Origin of the sequence: Paenibacillus doosanensis, assembly GCF_025060755.1 — a bacterium.
Taxonomy (GTDB): domain Bacteria; phylum Bacillota; class Bacilli; order Paenibacillales; family NBRC-103111; genus Paenibacillus_S; species Paenibacillus_S doosanensis.
The window spans coordinates 59,757-80,404 of record NZ_JANYUY010000028.1; the positions used below are offsets into that span (position 1 = coordinate 59,757).

Sequence of the window (20,648 nt, forward strand, 5' to 3'; positions counted from 1 at the left end):
AATCAATCTATGCGATTGGGTTTGCTGTTATGTTTCTTCTGTTACTGGCAGGCTTGATGACCTTTCACGCGAATGCGAGCACGAGCCGTTGGACCGACGGCAATCATGCGGATACGAGCTGGTTCGATAACTACACAGAATTCCAGACGTATACCATCGATACGCCGGCGAAGCTGGCGGGTGTCGCCAAGCTCGTTAATGCGGGAAAAAATGCAAACGACGTACCGATTAACGGATTTAGCGGTAAAACGCTGGAGGTCAATCAAGATCTGGATTTGTCCGCTTATCTGTGGGTACCGATCGGAACGGAAGCCAATCCGTTCAAAGGCACATTAATTACGGCTCATGGTGCCACCATTGAAATTCGCGGCATGAAGATCAGCGATAATACGATGTACAGCGGTTTTATCGGGTACATGGACGGCGCGACGGTGGGCGGGTTCCATTTTACGGAAACCGGGGCGATTTCGCTGTCTTCCGTTACTTCTGATGTCTACGCAGGCACAGCGGTCGGCAAAATGGTTAACAACAGCATTTTGTACGATATTACAAGCAATGTGCCCGTTACCGTCGATTCGCCGAACCGGGATACGTATGTCGGGGGCATCGTAGGTCAAGGCGCAGGCACGTTATCCAACCTGAGAAATACCGGTGCGGTAACCGCCTCCGGGGGCAATGTGTATGCCGGCGGAGTTACAGGCAGCGTATACGGGAAAATGGTCAAAATATGGAATACCGGAGCGCTTAATGCAACGGGCAAAGCGGACCAGTCCGTATATGCCGGAGGCATTGTCGGTTATTCACCTCTATCCATAGCGATGAATCAAGACAATACGATCATATCCAACTCGGGCGCCGTAACGGTTGCCGGAGGCTCGAAGCTGTATGCCGGAGGTATTGTAGGCAAGGCGAACGGGGTATTGAGCTTCTCCGCGGCAACCACCAACAGCGCTGCGGTTACGATCAACGCTCCGGCGGCAGCCGGAACGTATGCGGGCGGGCTGGCAGGCTCGCTGGGCACTGGGAATGCGGATTTGCCCTTCGGCAACACCGGAGCCGTTACGAATAACGGCGGAACGGGCGTCCACACGGGCGGGCTCGCCGGCTATATCGAAGGCGCCTTTTCCTGGAAAAAAGGCTATGTGAACAATGTGGCGGTTACTGCGACAGGTAAAGACCACGTCTATACCGGCGGTCTGTTCGGCTATGCAACAGGCGACCTCGCCTTGAACGGAGCCGGCAAAAATACGGGGGCGATCCGCGTATCCGGCGCGCTGTCCGGTCAACCGGATGAGGCGTATACCGGCGGCTTGATCGGTTACGCCGAGCAGCGGGTCTTGCTTCAGGACGGCAGCCCGTCGGCTTACGAAAACAGCGGAAGCATCACCGTAAGCGGGGGCACGGGAGTCTATACGGGGGGTATCGTTTCCAACCGGGCTTATGCAAGGACGGATGTCACTCAAACGTCGACGGTAGAAACGAGCAACGTCTCCAGCGTCGGCAATTTGACGGTCAGCGGGAAAACGAAGCTGTATACCGGGGGATTCATCGGCATGGTCGGCGCCGACAGCCCGGATAAACAAATCACGAACGCATCGTTCGCAAGCGACATTACGGTCACGGCCGCGGCGTCCGCGCCCGGCAGCACGATCAGCACGGGAGGCGTCGTCGGTTATTTCGCCGGAGGCGGAACCGTGAGCGGAGCTTCGTTCAAACGGACGCCGGCCGGGGTTGTCGACGGGGTGCCGACCTATAAGGGCGGTACGATTACATCCACCGGAGGCGGAGCCGGAACCTATACCGGCGGGATTGCAGGCTATGTCGACGGCGGCTCCATTGCGGGAGCCAACGTAGGAAATACGGCCGGAAGCTACACGCAGCTTGTCTCCGACGGCTTCGTCGGCGGCGTTGCGGGGTATTTGAACGGCAGCGTCAGCCATGCGGCCGTTCAATATGCCGGCGCGACGGTGCAAACCGCGGACGGCTTTGCGGGCGGCATTGCCGGTACGGCGCAGGGCTCCATTAGCGGCGCAACGGTCGGGGATGCGGCCGCGGCTGGCAGCGACAGTGTGCAGCTTGCCGCTGCGGCAGGCATCGACCGGCTGACGGCCGGCGGCATCGTCGGGCGCAATGAAGGGCCGCTGGCGGTGACGGACGCCCTGGTTACCCGCACCGCCCTGCTGAACGAAGCGGGAAGAACCGATTATAGCTTGGGCGCGGTAGCGGGCGTATTGACGCCGGAAGCGCAGCTTGGGGCTGCGGGATCGCCGCTGCAGGTCAAGCAAATGGCTATCGAGGTGAACGCCGATAACAGCCAAGTCGGCGGAGCGGTCGGCGTAAACCGCGCGCATCAGGCGTTTCTATCTATCGAAGGCGTGACGGTCGAAATCCCGGCTAACGGCATCAAGTTCGGCGGCGCCGCAGGCGTTCAAGATACGGCCCAAGGCAGCGAGGCTGCCGACGGATTCGTCGTCAAGGCCGAAGACGTTGCCGTTACGGCGGCGGGAGACCATCTTCAGATCGGCGGACTGTTCGGCGAAAACCGGAGCGTAGCTCCGAAAGGCTTGGCCGAAAATGTGCGTGTGACGGCGTCGGGAACGGCGAACCAAGTCGGCGGGATTGCCGGCAATAATAGCGGAACGATCGCAGGCTCGTCAGCTAAAGCGCATCAGCTTGAGATTAGCGGCGAAGCGGGCGAGGCCGGCGGCATTGCCGGACGCTCAGAAGCTCCCGACGGGAGCGCGTCGCCGGCTGTCATCAGCAATGCTTGGGTTCATGCCGGAGAAGGAACATTGATCAAGGCGACCGGAGTGAGCGATGTGATCGGCGGTATTGCCGGATACGCCAAACGCACGGAGATCAAGGATTCCGTCGTTGACGCCGCGCTTCCCGATTACGCTACGCTATCTTACGACGGAGTTAACACGATAGCGGGAGGCATCGCCGGCAAAATCGAGAACGGCAGCATTACCGGCGACGCAAGCAAGACGAATGCGGACAATGTATTTATCGTCGGATCGGCTGCCGCAGCATCGTCTTATGCCGGCGGTATCGCGGGCTATAACGATAAAACCCGGGTGGAGAAAGTGTTCTCCGGCTCGGTTAATTTGGTCATCAGCGGCCCTAATGCGGTCGTCGGCGGCATGACAGGCTATAATCTGGGCACAGATACCGCCGTTATTATCAATAACAACACGGATGCGCTCAGCTTGAAGGTTACTCCTACGGCGGTGTCGCCGATTGTCGGGGGCATCGCCGGGATCAATGACCGGCGCGCGGGAGATCCGAGTGCCGAACCGGGCAAAGCCGTCAGCACGATTCAGAACAGCCGAATCGTCGGTACGATGCTCGTCAGCGCGGAGTCCGCGGTGACGGGCGGTCTGGTCGGCGAGAACCGGAGCCTGATTGCCAATAACAGCATTTCCGATAAGATATCGGTGACTTCCGAAGGAAACTCCGGTATCGTCGGCGGTCTGGCCGGTTTAAATACGGAAAACGGCATCTTGTACTACACTTATTCGAATGCCAATCTGAGCATTGAGGGCGAGCATACGATGGGCGGCGGCTTGGCCGGCGAAAACCGGGGGCAAGTGACCGCATCCTATGTGGACATCGCAATTACGGGCAATGCGCATGGAGTCGCGGGAGATTCCGTCTATTTGGGCGGACTCATCGGCCGTAACAGCGGTAATATCGACAAATCGTACTCGGTTTCCACCGTGACCGCGCGCGGCAGCTACTCGATCGTCGGCGGCCTGGTGGGCGAGCATGCCGCAGGCGAGATTACGAATTCCTACGCAGCCAAAGAGGTTATTGCCGGAGCCGATCATTCTTATGCCGGAGGGCTTCTCGGCCGCATTACAAGCGGTACGGTAACGACAGCCTATTCGGCGGGCAAGGTAACTGCGGCCGAAGGCTCGTATGCGGGCGGCTTTGCCGGACGCTACGATAACAACAACAAAGAACTGCTGTATAAAGCGTATTACGTAAAAGACGTAGATAACGACATCAACGGGGATTTACCGGATTTTGCGGACGGCAGCTTCCTCTGGCTGAACGCGCAGGCGCGCCTCACCACGATCCTCGCTGCAACGCTGAAGGACCGGAGCTACTTCCCGGGCTTGTCCGGCTGGGATTTCAATACGACCTGGAGATACGGATCGCTCGATGCCGAGTATAAATATCCCGAACTCATCCGCACTGCCAATGACGGCGGAGAGACGGGAGGCGGCGAAGATGTCAATGCCAATATCAACTGGTACGTAAGAGATAAGGGAGCAATCACCTTCGAAGTGAAGAGCGAGGCTGAGCTTGCCGGACTCGCGGCGATTGTGAACGGGACGATTCCCGGCGTCTCCCAGTTCTCTTTCGAAGGAAGAACGATTAAGGTCGTGAAGCCGATTCACATCCAGTCGAAGCAGTGGATACCTATCGGGTTTAATGAAGAAAGCGCGTTTCAAGGCAGTTTTGACGGCGGGGATCAATTGATCGACGGTCTGACCTTGACGGCTCCGGCGAACTCCCTGTATTCGGGGTTGTTCGGAGTCATCGGACAGAAGGCCAAAGTGGACCGCGTCAAATTGGAGCCTCTATCCGTAACCGGGCAGCAATATGCAGGTTCGCTTGCGGGATTGAATAAAGGCGCGGTGTCCCATATCAGCGTCAAGCTGACGGGCAGCGCCGCCGTCAGCGGAAGCACCGCGGGCGGCATGATCGGCAAAAACACAGGAACGCTCTCTGAGCTCACTCTGAGCTCGGAAAGCGGAGCACGGGTAGAAGCGACAGGAACGAATCCGATTGCCGGAGGGTTTATCGGCGAGAATACGGTTGCCCTTCATCCGGGTATCGTCAAATTCACGACGATCGGCGGCAATGTCGTCAGCTCTGCGGCCAATGCGACGATCGGCGGACTGGTCGGCAAGCAAGCCGGCGATGTCAGCGCTCTGAGCATCGATACGGCGGCGCAGCTGTCCGCTTCGGGAGCAGGCAGCACGGCCGGCGGTTTGATCGGCCAGTACGTATCCGGCAAAGCGGATGCGATCCGTCTGTCCTTCACAGCGGATAGCAAGCTGGAAGCGCCGGGAGCAGGCTCGATCCTGGGCGGACTCATCGGGCAATCCGGCTCCGATAACCCGATTCATCAAGCGGAGGTTGCAGCTGCAGCCGACACTTGGGTTATGACGGGCAACGGAACGGTCGGCGGCATCGTGGGAAGCAAGGAAGGCCAAGGCATTAGTGCGTTTGACCTGGATCAGGTGAAGGCGGGTCAGCTCAATCTGGCTACCTACGACTCCAGCGAGAATGCGGTGCTCGGCGGCATTGCGGGCAAGCTTGCTCATGCGGCCGTGCGCGACGCTGCGGTGAGCGGCGTTCTGCGGGCTGCGGGAAAGAGCGTTGCAGCAGGCGGCATCGCAGGGCAAGCGGAAGATTCGATTCTGTATATGCTTGACGTGAAATCGGATATTCACTCCGTATCCGGAGCGGGCGATGGTATCGTCGGCGGCGTTGCCGGGATGTTGTCTTCGAGCGACGTCAACAAGAGCTTCGATTTCGGCAAGCTTGCTCCTTTCTACCAAGGGGTGTACAACGCTTCGGTATCGTCCGGTGCGATCCAAGCCGCCGGTACGGATAACGGCGGGGATTTGTATGTAGGCGGTATCGCGGGCCGGAATCACACGGCTTCCATCTATCATTCCGTATCCGCAGCGCCGATAGCGGTCAGCGGAGGGAAGACGGTTTCCGCAGGCGGAACGGCAGGCTTCAGCACCGGCATCATCGTCAGCACGGCGGCGCATAGCGGCATAACAGCCGACACCAGCCGCGTCTATCATGTCGGCGGCGTAGTCGGCCAAGCGGCAGGCGGCGAGATCCATTATTCGAACGCCGTATCGTCGGCGGGCGAGAAGATTGCGGTTGCCAGCGCCGTGACCAAGCCGGGGATGGTACCGGCCACTCATGTCGGAGGTTTTGTCGGAACGGCCGATAATACGTTATTCGCCGATTCCTTTGCCGATATACCTGTGCAAGTCGTGTGCGACAATCAGGACAATACGATTTACGCAGGCGGCTTTGCGGGCCTGCTCGGCGATCTCGATCCGGCGGGCTCGGGCACGATCAAGCGGGCGTATGCCAAAGGGACCGTCGACGTTCAAGGCATCACGGGCGCGTACGCGGGCGGCTTCGCCGGCTCCGCGGACCGTTACGGGATCGAGGGCGCCTATGCTGCGGGCAATGTGACGAATGCGGGCTCCGATACGAGAACCGGCGGCTTCGCCGGGATCGTCGAGAGGGCGGCAAGCGTGAAGAATGCGTATGCGATGCAAGGGAAGGTGGCGGCGAGCGGCGTCAATTATGCGAGCCGGTCTTATACCGGCGGCTTCGCAGGATATAACGACGGCGTGATCGAGCGCGCGTATGCGGGCACCGCAGACGTTACGATGAATGTGAGCGGGGCCAATGCGTTCAGCGGAGCGCTGATCGGTTACAACTTCAGGAACGCAAGCGTAACCGGGTCCTTCTATCTCGGCAAGCTGGAGCCTATCGGGCGCAGTCTGGCGGCCGCGGAAGCGGCGAAAGCGGACAGCGATCTGACAAGCTCTTACGGCTTCGGGCGCTGGAACTTTGACGTCGACGCATCGTTCCTGAGCCAATACGGCTCCGCGGACATCGCCGTTCAAAGCGGCAGACAATTCGTAGGCATCGTGAAGCTGTACAATGATGCGGACACGACGTATTACCGTTTGTTCAACCGGACGGCGGATGCCGGACCGGCGCTGAATCATCTTGCTCTCGGAGCGGATATTTCGCTGGAAGGGGCCGCTTGGGAACCTTTCGCAGCGTTCCGGGGCGAGTTCGACGGCCAAGGAAAAACGATCCGCGGGCTTCAAGGCACGGCGGAGGATTCCGCGGCTTACGGCTTCGCGGCCGAGAACTACGGAACGATCAAGAACGTTATCTTCGCCGAAACGAACATCACGGCAGGGACGAATACGGGGATTGTCGCCGGGATCAACCATGCGGGAGCGACGATCAGCGGCATTGCCATTAGCGGTTCGGTGAAGGGCGCGGATTATACCGGAGGCGCAGCCGGCACGAATGAAGGCACGCTGACCAATATCAGCATCCCGTCCCTGAGCTTAACCGGTGGGGAGTATATCGGCGGCGCGGCAGGCTTAAACAAAGGCTTGATGTCCGACATCGGCATTCAATCGCTGAACGTAGCCGGAGCCGGGTATACCGGCGGGGTAACCGGAGCCAATGAAGGCGAGCTGACGAAAGCGAATATTCAATCGGTGAACGTCACCGGCGCCGGATATACCGGCGGTGTGGCAGGAACGAATGAAGGCGAGCTAACGCATGCCGACATTCAATCGGCGAACGTCACCGGTTCCGATTATACCGGCGGCGTTACCGGAGCCAACGGCAATAAGGTGGCCGAAGTGAACGCTCAAGCCGTCTTTGTGGACGGAGCCGGCAATACCGGCGGCGCGGCGGGCAGCAATAAGGGCACGCTGTCGAACGTCGGCATTCAAGCTCTGACCTTGACCGGCAAGGACAATATCGGCGGAGCCGTCGGCATCAATAGCGGAAGCGCGGAGCATATCTCCGTGAGCGGCAGCGTTGACGCGACGGGCGGCACGGCGGGCGGCATTGCCGGAGTCAATGAAGGGAATATAAGCCAAGCTTATTCCAGAGGCAGCATCGGCATGACGAAGGGGGCGCAGCCGGCGGTTGCCGGCGGAATCGCCGGAGAGAACAGGCCGTCCGGCGTCATCGGCGAATCGTTCTCCTATGCCGATCTCACGATCGCGGCGGAGCAGGCCACAGCGGGCGGCATCGCGGGGATCAATCGCGGTACGATCGCCGACACGTACTATTCGGGACGACTGTCCGCCGAAGGAACTGCCATTGTGCGGGCCGGAGGCATTGCCGGATACGCCGCAGCGGGCACGATCCGCGATTCGCTGAATGACGGCGAGATCGGCGCGGCGGTGAACGGGCTCATCATTCCGGGCAAAACGTATTTCGGCGGGATTGCCGGGCTGAAGGAAGAGGCGGCTGCGATCAGCAATACGGCCTTTAACAAGCAGATGCTCAAATCGGATACTGCGTACTACAGCGCCGCCGGAGCAAGATCGGCGGGGGCGGCGGGCGAAGCGTCCGGATTAACGGCTCAAGATTTGGTTAGCGGCTCGCTGCCGTTAACCCTGAGCAAGGAAAGATGGCAGGCGGTTCAAGGATTTTATCCGCAGCTGGTCGCTTTCGGCGGCAGCTTGGCGTCCAAGCTGAGCGCAGCGGCCGTCATTCCGGGAGAGAAGGATACGATTCATCAGATCCGATCCGAGTTCGGACTGACTCCGGATAAGAATGTGGTATGGAGCGCCGATCCGAAGGAGATTTCCATCGGCAGCACTTCGGGATCGCTGAAGGGCGCGATGATCTCGTCCGGCAGCGCGGTATTAAAAGCCGCGGTGGGCGGAGAGTCCAGATCGTTCACCGTGAACAAACCGGCCTTTGCGTTTGCAGAGACTGCGCAGAAGCCTAAGGCGGTTTCCGGCAGCAATCCGTTCACGGACATGACTTCCGTTGCTCTGGCAAGCGATGAAGCGAACGGAACGATCTATTACACGCTGGACGGCAGCGAGCCGGACCGGTGGTCGAAGGTGTACAGCTCGCCGATCACGCTGTACGGCACGACAACGATCAAGGCGGTTACGATTGCGGAGGATAAGGAGCCTAGCGAGATCTATTCCTGGACCTGGACGATGCGCGAGCATTCGCGAGGCGGAGGCGGGGGCGGCGGTTTTGCACTGCCTGCCCAGCCGGAACCGGTCATCACGGCTAAAGTAGGTCAAAAATCGGTTGCGACCGATAACGGCACGCCGGTCACTTTTGCCGTAAACAGCAAATTGGCTTTGACGGCGCCGGAAGGGCAAACGATCTACTACACAACCGACGGCACGACTCCGACCAAGGACAGTCTCCGTTATACCGGGGAACTGATCATTACGCGGAATATGACCGTCAAGATGATTACCGATCAAAACGATCAAGTCGTGACGATCGATTGCCAGGTCGAAAACGCCAAGTACGAATTGAAAAGCGACGCCGGCCAAGTGAAGTATATTTCCGGTTACGATAACAACGAATTCCGGCCGGATGCTACGCTGAACCGTTATGAAATTACGGATATGCTCAAGCCGCTGTTGAATATGGAGGACGTCAACGTTGCCAACATGTTGAGCGATGTTAGCAGCCGCAAGCAAGACGACGTCGCGTTCTTTACATCGGCGGGCATTATCGACGGTTATCCCGATCGTACGTTCGGCGGGGACAAGGGACTGACGAGAGCCGAATTCGTCGTCATTATGTCCAGAGTGCTGAAGCTGGATATTCAAGAAACCGGAGAAGCTTCCTTATCCGACGTATCCGGTCATTGGGCGGAGAAGTATATCAACGCCTTTACAAAAGCGGGCTATGTCGACGGCTTCCCGGACGGCACGTTCCAGCCCGACAGCGAGATGACGAGGGCGCAGGCCGTCGTTCTGATCAATCGTGTGATCGGCAAGGAGAAGCAGGATTTGCCTGCGGCATTCAGCGACCTGCCTTCCGATCATTGGGCTTATCAAGATATTATGGCAGCGAAGAAATAAGCATTAGAACCGGAGAGGCGGTAATGAACCATGAAACGAAAAGCGGCGGCGCTTGGCTTAGGATTGCTCGTATTGCTGTTGTCCGGCATGAGCCTGTTCACCAAAGCTAACGCCGATGAAGCGGCGGTTTACAACGCGGAGGAGATGTATGAGCGGGCGCAAAGCGCCGTATTCTACATCAGGGCTTTGAACGCGGACGATGCTCTCAAAGCTACGGGAACCGGAGTGATAATCTCCGCCGACGGATTGGCCGCTACCGCCTGCCACGTTCTAACCGAGGCCGCACGGCTGGAAGCGGTGCTGAGCGACGGACGCGCGGTATCCTCGATCGAGGTGCTCGGCTGCGATCAAGAGACGGACGCGGCGCTCCTGAAGCTCCCCGCTCCCGATGCGGGAGTGGAGGGGAATGCGGCGTACCCGGCTTTACCGATCCGGGATACGGCGGTCAAGCACGGCGAGAACGTATTCGCCCTCGGGTACCCGATGAAGGATACTCCGATCATCACCGAAGGCATTATCAACTCGCCGCATGCGGAAATTAACGGGAGAGGCAGAATATTAACCTCCGCCCAAATCGTCAGCGGCATGTCCGGAGGGCCGCTCATCGACCGGTACGGCCGGCTGGCCGGCATTATATCCGGATCGCTGAAGACGATGAACAATATCCATCTGGTTATTCCGGTCAGCGATTTACAGTCTCTTTTGCCTAAGCAGTAAGGCGGGGGCGATCGTCGCGGCGAAACAGCTGCGCATTTTGAATCGGCAACAAGAGCCGGCACGCTTTCGGGCGATGCCGGCTTTTTCCGTTATAAGCTTCTTTTCCCTTTTGTTCGGTGCAGCTTATCGGATACAATATAGCGATAGAGTTTGCATAACAGCGAGATTCGGCCGGAAGCCCGCTGACCAGAGCATATGGAGGTATAGTTAGTTATGGCTGCTATCGACGATTTTTTGAAATTGGATATCCGAATCGGGACGATTCGGCGCGCAGAGCCGTTTCCGGAGGCGCGTAAGCCCGCCATTAAGCTGGAAATCGATTTCGGCGAGCTGGGGATAAAACGTTCATCCGCCCAAATTACGAAGCGGTATGAGCCGGACAAGCTGATCGGGCGCCAGGTGGCGGCGATCGTTAATTTTCCGCCGAGACGTATCGCCGGCTTTAACTCGGAAGTGCTTGTCCTCGGGGGAGTGCCCGAAGAAGGCGATGTGGTGCTGTTACGGCCGGATGTGCGGGTTGCCGACGGGACTCCTATCGCCTAACGGATCCTGCAGCGTTGCACAAAAGGAATTTCACAGACCGCCGCGGCGGTCTTTTTTGTTGTTTAGGAAATGATGCGCAGCAATATCCTGTGGATATCCGGGGGCTCCCCCGAAAGTAATGTCTAACCATAGAACGATCCTAGCTGAATGGTTAGACGCCGATCCAGCTTAGGCTGGATGCGGACGGAATAAGCTTCAGAGCATCACGTCACTTTTGGGGGATTTGTTCTGCGTTTCATAAAGTTGGTCGTACTCGTGGAAAAGGCTGCGAATAGGTGCTTTTTTATTATTTTGGAAGCTGTATGATTTTATATTCAATATGAGAAAAATAAAAAATGAAATCATGGCGAAAGAGCGAATAAAACTAGAAAATTGAGTGTTTCAATCCACATTATTCCAAAAACAACAACCGGATTGTATGATGTGGGAATTGAACCAATAAACTTTTTATCAAAATGAATAAAATACATTTACAAATTGAGATTAAATCGTATATGATTAGAATATCGATTTTAAAGCTGAATTTAGGGGGCTGAAGCAGGCGAAGCAAGTAGCAAAATCATTGAAATTTCTATAGAAGCAAACTATCTCCCGCAGCTTACGCAAAAAGCATCTTTCATTATGAAGAGGAGGAAGACCATGACCGGTCTGCAGAAGGAAGAAATTCAGAGAAAAGTCATCAAGTGCATGCCCTGGATTTTGCTCTATGAATTTTTTCAAGTTTTTAATGAAAACGTATTCAACTTAATTACACCCGATCTTACGCAAGAGTTTAACGTTACTCCGTCTACGGTGAGCTTGATTGTCACATTAGGCAAATTATTTTTCGGGATAGCGGCGATTGTATTTACGGCTTTATCCGACGTAGTAAGCATCAGGAAGCTGCTGTTGTTTACTTGCTTCGTCTTTCCGGTCGTCACGCTGCTCGGTTTCTTCTCGCAGCACAGCTTTACTTTGCTGATCGTATTCCGCGCGCTGTTCGCCATTACGATTGCCGCGCCCTTAGCCTTGCAGGTGATGGTTGCGATCAAATATTTCGACAAGCTGACCGCAGCCAAATATTTCGGATACAATACGGCGATTTTCCAGCTAGCGTCGGCGGCAGGACATTTGTTCGGCGGCTATATCACGGAGTATTTGCATTGGAACGTTACGTTCCTTATTCCGCTTGTCACGCTGATAGGCGTGCCGATCATTTATAAGAACATGCCGAAGGACGAGAGCAAACGCGGCTCCTTCGATTATATCGGTTTGATATTGCTGACCGTTATTTCCACTTTATTAATCACCTATATGACGTTTAAAATGCAATACACCGTGCTGCTTATTTTGGCGCTCATCTTTATTGTTATTTTTGTCGTTTATACGAAGCAAAGCAGAAATCCGTTCGTTAAACCGGAGCTGTTCAAGGTAAAAGGGATTATCGCTTCCCTGATCGTCTGCGCTTTGTTCTATGGCACGCAGGTCGGCTTCGCCTTCATCTTCCCGTTCATTGTCAACCAAACTTACGGCATTTCGACCAGCACGATAGGCGTATTCTATATGGTTACGAATATCGCAGCCTTTATTGTAGGGATGCTGTCCGGGAAAATCATCAAGGGGATCGGTTATCGCAATATCGCTTTGATGGGAGGCGCCTTTATTTTCGCCGGACTGGCTCTCGTAGCGTTGCTGGTAGGATATTCGGTTGTCGTCGCCTTCGTAGGAATGGGTCTGTTCAATATCGGGTACGCTTTATTTTTCTCCGGATATTTGGCCAACTATACGCAATTGCTGCCGGAGCATCAAAGAGGCGCCGGCATCGGGATCGAGAAGCTGGTGCTCAACATCGGAAGCTCCTTGGGAGGCGCATTCATGGCGATGCTGTACGGCCAGCCGTATATGATGCACAAAATCATCGATTTTTCGGCGAACGCCAAATCCGCTCAATACAGCAATTTATCCTTAATCCTGATGCTGATGATCGCGGCAGCCACAATGATTTTTATCAGCGTGTTTAGTAAGAAGTTTAACCGGACGGAAGAATTCGGAACACAAGCTCAAGTTTAAATTCGTCACCGACCGGGTCACGTGTGTGATCCGGTTTTTGCCGTAAAGGGCGGCTTGGAATTCAATGAATGATACAGGAGGAAAAAGGAAGATGAACACGGCTTTACGCAAAAATGAGGAAAAAACCAATGTGATCTACATTGTATTTGACGATATGGGGTTCGGCGATTTGGGCTGCTACGGCTCGGAAATCGCGACTCCGAACATCGACGCTTTGGCGGCGGAGGGGCTGCGCTACAACAATTTTCACGCTACGCCGCTATGCTCGCCGACTCGGGCGTCGCTGCTGACAGGACGAAATCATCATTCCGTCGGCATGGCGACGATCACGAATTTCGATCTCGGCCCGGACAGCCCGAATACGAGAGGGCGCGTCTCGCATCATGCCGGGACGGTCGCGGAAGTGTTGAAGGATAACGGGTACGGCACATTTGCGGTCGGCAAATGGCATCTTGCTCCGGTGCATCATTCGTCGCCGGCGGGGCCTTACGATTATTGGCCGCTCGGCAAAGGGTTTCAGCGCTTTTACGGCTTTATGGAAGGGGAGACCGACCAGTTTTATCCGGATCTCGTCTACGACAATCATTTCGTGCCGCGTCCGGACAAGGGGGACGGGAAGTATCACGTCTCGGAGGATTTGGTGGATCACGCCCGGCAATTTGTTACGGATCAGACCTCGATCATGCCGGAGAAACCGTTCTTCCTCTATTTGGCGTTCGGAGCCCAGCATGTGCCTCATCAGGCGCCGCTGGAGTACATTCGTCAATACGAGGGCCGATATGATATCGGCTGGGACCGGGTCCGCGAGCAGCGGTTCGGGCGGCAAAAGGAGCTGGGAATCATTCCGCAGGACGCCGAGCTTCCGCCGTTCAATCCGGATGTCCGCCCGTGGGACGAGCTGTCCGCCGACGAACGGAAAGTTGCGGCGCGGTTCATGGAGATTTACGCCGGATTTCTGACGCATACCGACGCGCAAATCGGTCGTCTTATCGGCTACCTGAAGGAAATCGGCCAATACGACAATACGCTGATCGTGCTGATCTCCGATAACGGGGCGAGCAGCACCGGGCGCGCCAACGGCAGCGTCGATTATTCGAAAATCGTCGAAGGCGTTACGGAAACGCTGGACGATATTTTGCCCTATTACGACCAAATGTACGGCGACCGCGTCAGCTGCGAATATCCGAGCGGTTGGGCTCAAGTATGCAATACGCCGCTTCGCTATTATAAGCAGCAGACGTATTTCGGCGGTATCCGCGTGCCTCTGATTATTCGGTGGCCGCAGGGCGGCATCGCGGACAGCGACAAGGTGCGCTCGCAGTTTCATTATATTACGGATATTACTCCGACGGTGTACGAGGTGTTAAATATCCAGCCCCCGGATACGATTCGCGGCGTGCCGCAAATGCCGATTCACGGCAGGAGCATGGCCTACACGTTCGCGCAGCCGGATGAGCCGACGCGTCGGGCTTCGCAGCATTTTGAGATGATGGGCAACCGCGCCATGATCCATGAAGGCTGGAAGGCTGTGACCAATCATAAGATGGGGACGGCGTTCGAGGACGATGTATGGGAGCTGTACGATGTGCGCCGCGATTATAATGAAGTGAATAATTTGGCGGGCGCACATCCGGAGCGGCTGCAGCAGCTTATCGAGCTGTGGTGGCAGGAAGCGGAACGCTATGACGTGCTGCCGCTGCGCAATGCCGGCTGGAAGGATCTGGCCAAACCGAATCCGGAGTCGGTGACGGACCGCAATACGTTCACTTACTACGGCGGGGTGTCGATCATCGGCTCGGCGGCTGCGCCTCCGACCGTGAACAGGTCGTATTCCATCACGGCTGCTATTGAACGTCCGGACGCCTCATGCGAAGGCGTGCTTGTGGCGATGGGCAATTACGACGGCGGTTATACGCTTTATATCCGCAATAACCGGCTGTATTTTGAGTATAATCATATGCGCACTTTATTTCCTTTGATCTCGGAGTGCGAGGTTCCTACGGGGACGCTGGAGATTCGCTTCGTCTTCGCCAAGCAGCCGTTGTCGACCGCAGGCACAGGCTCCTTGTATATTAACGGGAAACTCGTCGGGGAAAGGAAATTCCCGCGCACGTACAAATTCAAAATTTCCCGCAAAGGGCTCAGCGTCGGCCGCGATGCGCTTCCTACCGTCACGGAAACGTACATGGAGGAAGGCGAATATCCGTACGGCGGCACGATCCGGAAAGTCGTTTATGAACTGGGCGACGATAAGGACCCGGCATAAGAACAGGCAAAAAAACAACCGCGTGAGCCGATCACGCGGTTTGTTTCTCTTCAATGAAATAGTCGAGCACCATGCAGCCGGCGCCTACGGCCACGACGTTATAGCCGGTAGAAGCTCTGACGATTTGCACTTCGGAGCTGCGGTAATGCTGGAGCCGGCTGCGGACGGTTTCCGCCGTGATCTCGTAAAAGGTGAGGTTCGCTCCCAGCCCGCCGCCGACGATAACCATCTCCGGGCGCAGCAGATGGATCAGGTTGGACAGGCCGATGCCGTAGTAATAAGCGGCGTCTCTTACGACGTCATAGCAGAGCGGATCGTTCTGTTCGAGCGCATCCAGGATATGGTGGAACTGCACCTCGTCCGCCTGCCCGACCATCTGCTGCAGAACGGAAGCTTTGCCGCGCTTGATTCTGCGCACGATTTCTTCGCGTACGGACGGGAAGCTGCTGTACGCTTCCAGACAGCCGTAAGCGCCGCAGGAGCAGCGGCGGCCGTGCACGTCCACCGTAATATGCCCGAGCGAATCGTCCATATCCAGCTTGCTGCCGAGCACCTGCCCCTGCAAAATGATGCCGCAGCGAATGGCCACGCCGGACGATGTGTAGACAAGGCTGTCCGCCTGCTTCCAGTATTTGCTGCGGTATTCGCCGAGCGCGGCCAGATTAATCCCGTTATCGAGCAGAACGGTCGTCTGAAATCGCCGCTGCAGGAAGTCGACAATATGAACCCGCTCCCAGCCGGCTAACATATGCTCATGGGAGAGCAGCGTTCCCGCATTCCGGTCGATCGGGCCGATCGCTCCGACACCGATGCCGAGCAGCCTCTCCCGCGGCACGCTGTGCTCGGCCAGCATCCGGTCGATGCGCTCGCTTATAAAGTTCAAGGTGTATTCGGGGGTAGATGTTTCATTCATTTTCAGCTTGTGCTCGGCAATAATGTTCAGCTGCAGATCGAGCAGAAGCACGGTCGTGAACAGGCTCGATATTTCCGCCCCGATCAAATAAAAGGAGTCCGGTTTAATGACGTACAGCGCAGGCTTGCGCCCGCCCTTCGATTCCCCGAGACCGCTGTCGTAGATTAGCCCCGCTTGTACGAGCTCTTCGACCAGACGGGAGCAGGTAGAGTGCTTATATCCGGTTTGCTCGACCAGGGTGTTGATCCGGACCGGACCGAGCTTATTGATCAAATAGTAAAGATGCTTCAAGCTTTTCATCTTCGGGGACATTAGGCCGACAAATTCTTGTAACATGGTCATCCTCCAGTGTAAGCAGCGAAAGTATCGTAAACGATCTATACAGGTTTTTCTCAATTGTACACGATTCGGGAGCCAATAGTAAACCGCTTGCAATCTATAATTAAAATCAAAAATGATAAAAACTAGCAAGGAAATCGCTATACTCCTTTAGGTTTCAGGGAAATGTCATAATAAATTCGCGGAAAAGACATGTAATTTTAAATACTTTTTATCAATTTGAATTTTATTATATTTACAAAATCGCCGTTGTGCTTTATGATGGACACATGGAACGACTAAGCTAAATTGACTATAAGGAAGGTGCCGCACATGATGTCGGATGCAAAACAGCAAATTCGCGAGGCAGCGTCTTTTATCGAAAACAGGCTCGGGCTTCAACCGGAAATCGGTTTGATTCTCGGTTCCGGGCTCGGTATTATTGCCGAATTAATACAAGAAGCGCGGGTGATTCCTTATCGCGCCATTCCCCATTTTCCGGTTTCGACGGTGGAGGGCCATGCCGGAGAGCTTGTTGGGGGGATGATTGACGGCAAGCCTGTCGTCATGATGAAAGGCCGCTTTCATTTATATGAAGGATATGACGCGTCCGCCGTCACTTTCCCGGTTCGCGTGATGAAAGCGCTCGGCGTGAAGCGGCTGATCGTCACCAATGCCGCGGGCGGGGTCAATACCGGCTTTGAGGTCGGAGACTTGATGCTGATCACCGATCATATAAACAACATGGGCGTAAACCCGCTGATCGGCCCGAACGACGAAGAACTCGGCGTGAGGTTCCCGGATATGTCCGAAGCTTACAGCAAACGGCTGATCCGACTCGCTCACCGGGTTGCCGAAAGTCAAGGCTTCGCGTTTCGTGAAGGCGTATACATGGGCAATCTCGGCCCGTCTTTCGAGACGCCTGCGGAAATCCGCATGGCCCGTATCTTGGGAGCCGATGCGGTCGGCATGTCGACGGTGCCCGAGGTGATCGCGGCCGGACACGCCGGACTGGAGGTACTGGGCATCTCCTGCATTACGAACAAGGCGGCGGGCATATTGGATCAGCCGTTGTCGCATGAGGAAGTGATGGAGGCTGCGGAGCAGGTTAAGCCGAAGTTTTTGCGGCTTGTGCTCGGCATGATCGGGGAGATGTAGCATGAGCGCGAAGCAGCCGAATATCGTGTTTATTTTAACGGACGATCAGGGACCTTGGGCGCTGGGCTGCGCGGGCAATCCGGAGATCAGAACCCCGAACCTGGACCGGCTCGCCGGGCAGGGCGTCCGATTCGAGAACTTTTTCTGCAGCTCGCCGGTATGCGCTCCCGCGCGTGCAACCATTTTGACGGGGAAAATGCCGTCGCAGCACGGAGTTCACGATTTTATCCGGGAGAACGACAATCCGCGCCTGCAATATTTGGACGGACATACGGCTTACACCGAGCTGCTGGCCGAAGCGGGCTACGTCTGCGGCCTCAGCGGCAAATGGGGGCTGTGCAACGATACCGAAGCGCAAAAAGGCTTCAGCCATTGGTACACCTACATTTACGACGGCGGCCATTATTTCGATCCGACGATGGTTCGCGACGGCCGGCCCGTCAAGGAGCAGGGCTATTTGACCGACCTTATTACCGAAGACGCGATGGCGTTTATCGACAGACAGGCGCGGGAGGAGCGGCCGTTTTATCTAAGCGTGCACTATACGGCTCCGCATCATCTGTGGATCGGAGAGCATCCGCAGGAGTATGTCGGTCTGTACGACGACTGCCCGTTCGATTCATGCCCGCAGGAGCCGGAGCATCCCTGGTCGCTTGAGCTGACGAGTCCGGCGGATGTCCGCACGAATCCGCGCGACAACTTGAAGGGCTACTTTGCGGCGGTGACGGCGATGGATCATAACGTCGGCTTGATTCTGGATCAGCTGGAGCGGCTCGCCATCCGCGAGCAGACGCTGATCGTCTTCATGAGCGACAACGGCTTCAGCTGCGGCCAGGGCGGCATCTGGGGCAAAGGCAACGGGACGTATCCGCAGAACATGTACGACAATTCGGTCAAAATTCCCGCGATCTTCAGCCATCCCGGCCGCATTCCGCAAGGACGGGTGCACGGGGCGCTGCTCAGCCAATACGACGTGATGCCGACGCTGCTGGATTATGTCGGTATCGGCCATCCGCAGGCCGACGCATTGCCGGGCGGCAGCTTCCTGTCGATCCTGGAAGGACAGGGCGGCGACGAGCGGCGCGAGGTCGTCGTATACGACGAATACGGCCCCGTTCGGATGATCCGCACGGAGCGGTACAAATATATTCACCGTTATCCGTACGGCCCGTTCGAACTGTACGATCTGGAGCGCGACCCGCGCGAGCGGACGAACCTGTACGACGACCCGGACTATCAGGAGCGGGTGCAAGAGCTGCGGAGCCGGCTGGACCGCTGGTTTCTCCAATACGCGGACCCGGCTCTCGACGGCGCCAGGCTGCCCGTAACCGGGACGGGACAGAGCAATTTGGCCGGGCCGGGGGTAACGGGCAAGCCCGCGTTTAACCAGAACGGGCGGCTGTTTAAGGAACGGCAAAATCAGGAGCGGCTTATCTCGGCCGCCAGGCAGACAACGGAGGAGAGCGACGAATGACGGAGCCAATCGAATTGACCATTTTGTATACAAATGATTTCCATGCGCAAGATAAGCCTGTAAAGGCGACCTGGATCGAAGGGGAGCCGATGATGGGCGGCGCGGCCTATATGGCTTCCTATATTAACAAGGTTCGGGCCGGCGAGCCAAACGTGCTTGTGCTCGATGCCGGAGACATTATTACCGGCCCGGCGATCAGCTTCCTGACCAGCGGAGAAGCCCCCGTCGATTTGTTCAACGCGATCGGCATCGATGCCTCGTGCATCGGAAACCACGAATTCGATCACGGCGTGCCCAATGCGCGCAAGCTGGTGGCGCAGGCGCAGTTTCCTTTTTTGTCGGGCAGCATTTTCTATAAAGGAACGAATATTTTATTCGCCAAACCGTATGAAATACTGGAGAAGGGCGGTTTGAAGATCGGCGTCATCGGCATTCACGGGAAAAAGGCCGGTTACGAAACGATACAAGTCGATCTCGTCCGGGATCTCGACTTCCGCGAGCAGGAATCGCTGCTGCAGGAGTATGTCAATCTGCTGAGGCCGCATGTCGATCTGGTGATCGTGCTCGCTCACGAAGGGGTGCCTGCGGAGCAGTCGACGACGGACCGCGAGGTGCATGTGGAGGAAGACTTTGAAGAGGATGTGCGGATGTGCAGCCATGTCAAAGGCATCGATCTGATGATTACGGGCCACGCCCACAAATCGATCGCGAAGCCTTACGTGGTGAAGGAAACGGGAACGCTGCTCTGCTCGACGCGCGGACTCGGGACGTTCGTCGGCTATTTGAAGCTCCGGGTCGATAAGTCACAGCGCAGGATCGTCTCCTATGAAGGGCATCTGGAGCCGATTTACTCCGACCGGATCGAGCCGGACCCGGCGGTGGAGGCGCGCGTGCAATATTGGGACGACCGCTTGAAGCAGCTGATCGATCAGAAAATCGGCTATGCCGAGGAAGCGCTGACGCGCAATTATTTCGGCGAGTCGGTGCTCGGCAATATCATTACGGATGCCATTAGGCTCTACACAGAGGCGGATGTCGCGTTCACCAATCCCGGCGGATTGCGCGCCGACGTAGATCAGGGAGATATTACGGTCGGGCATATCATCAGTGTCGTGCCGTTCAACAATAATGTGCTCGTCATGGAGATGACGGGACGCGAGCTAAGGGAAGTGCTGGAGCAGAGCGCGGGGATGAACGCCGGAGTGCTCGAACAGTCGGGGGTAACGATGGTCGTCGATCCTTCGGCCGAGCCAGGCAGCCTTGTCTCCGAGGCGCTGATCGGCGGTCTGCCGCTGGACGAGAACCGTATCTACAAGGTCGCCTCCGACGATTTCACGTGCAAGGGCGGGGACGGATTTACCGCATTCGCGGCCGCAGCGCGGGTGCGCGACACTTCCATGATCATGCGCGATCTCGTGATCGAGCATATCCGCAAGCTGGGAACGATTCGGCCGCAGCTTGAGGATCGGATCGTTGTCGTCCCGCCGCTTGCAGCGACAACCTGATTGATGTTATAAAAAGCATAGGGTGGGCGAGGGGCTATACAGAAGGAAGGTT

At 56.5% G+C, this 20,648-nt stretch carries 9 protein-coding genes; 8 read left to right on the top strand and 1 reads right to left on the bottom strand.

Annotation, left to right across the window (positions count from 1 at the left end; all coding sequences use genetic code 11):
* Positions 1 to 29 precede the first annotated feature (29 nt).
* The 5 genes from N0M98_RS19830 (at position 30) to N0M98_RS19850 (ending at position 15,228) form a co-directional block, all read left to right on the top strand.
* Positions 30 to 9,653, top strand: coding sequence for a chitobiase/beta-hexosaminidase C-terminal domain-containing protein (locus N0M98_RS19830; protein ID WP_259618926.1), 9,624 nt, complete (start codon positions 30 to 32; stop codon positions 9,651 to 9,653).
* A 30-nt stretch (positions 9,654 to 9,683) separates the two neighbouring features.
* Entirely contained in the window at positions 9,684 to 10,370 is a 687-nt protein-coding gene (locus N0M98_RS19835) for a S1 family peptidase (protein ID WP_249865277.1), read from the top strand.
* Between the two features lie 213 nt (positions 10,371 to 10,583).
* The gene (csaA, locus tag N0M98_RS19840) at positions 10,584 to 10,913 is read left to right on the top strand and encodes a chaperone CsaA (RefSeq protein WP_259618927.1); all 330 of its coding nucleotides are present in this window, start codon (positions 10,584 to 10,586) and stop codon (positions 10,911 to 10,913) included.
* 639 nt (positions 10,914 to 11,552) lie between these two features.
* The gene (locus N0M98_RS19845) at positions 11,553 to 12,962 is read left to right on the top strand and encodes an MFS transporter (RefSeq protein WP_259618928.1); all 1,410 of its coding nucleotides are present in this window, start codon (positions 11,553 to 11,555) and stop codon (positions 12,960 to 12,962) included.
* Between the two features lie 91 nt (positions 12,963 to 13,053).
* Positions 13,054 to 15,228: an arylsulfatase gene (locus N0M98_RS19850; RefSeq protein WP_259618929.1), complete on the top strand. Its 2,175-nt coding sequence runs from the start codon at positions 13,054 to 13,056 to the stop codon at positions 15,226 to 15,228.
* Positions 15,229 to 15,259: 31 nt separating this feature from the next.
* Here N0M98_RS19850 and N0M98_RS19855 read toward each other — a convergent pair whose 3' ends face one another.
* Entirely contained in the window at positions 15,260 to 16,477 is a 1,218-nt protein-coding gene (locus N0M98_RS19855) for an ROK family transcriptional regulator (RefSeq protein WP_259618930.1), read from the bottom strand.
* 318 nt (positions 16,478 to 16,795) lie between these two features.
* On the opposite strand from N0M98_RS19855, the gene N0M98_RS19860 reads away from it, so the two are divergent.
* Genes N0M98_RS19860 through N0M98_RS19870 form a run of 3 tightly spaced genes read left to right on the top strand, consistent with a single transcriptional unit; the run spans position 16,796 to position 20,596 of the window.
* Positions 16,796 to 17,617: a purine-nucleoside phosphorylase gene (locus N0M98_RS19860; protein ID WP_249866274.1), complete on the top strand. Its 822-nt coding sequence runs from the start codon at positions 16,796 to 16,798 to the stop codon at positions 17,615 to 17,617.
* Position 17,618: 1 nt separating this feature from the next.
* Positions 17,619 to 19,091: a sulfatase family protein gene (locus N0M98_RS19865; RefSeq protein ID WP_249865271.1), complete on the top strand. Its 1,473-nt coding sequence runs from the start codon at positions 17,619 to 17,621 to the stop codon at positions 19,089 to 19,091.
* Positions 19,088 to 20,596, top strand: a complete 1,509-nt coding sequence (locus N0M98_RS19870) for a bifunctional metallophosphatase/5'-nucleotidase (protein ID WP_249865270.1) — start codon at positions 19,088 to 19,090, stop codon at positions 20,594 to 20,596. Before N0M98_RS19865 ends, N0M98_RS19870 begins: the two co-directional genes overlap by 4 nt.
* Positions 20,597 to 20,648 lie beyond the last annotated feature (52 nt).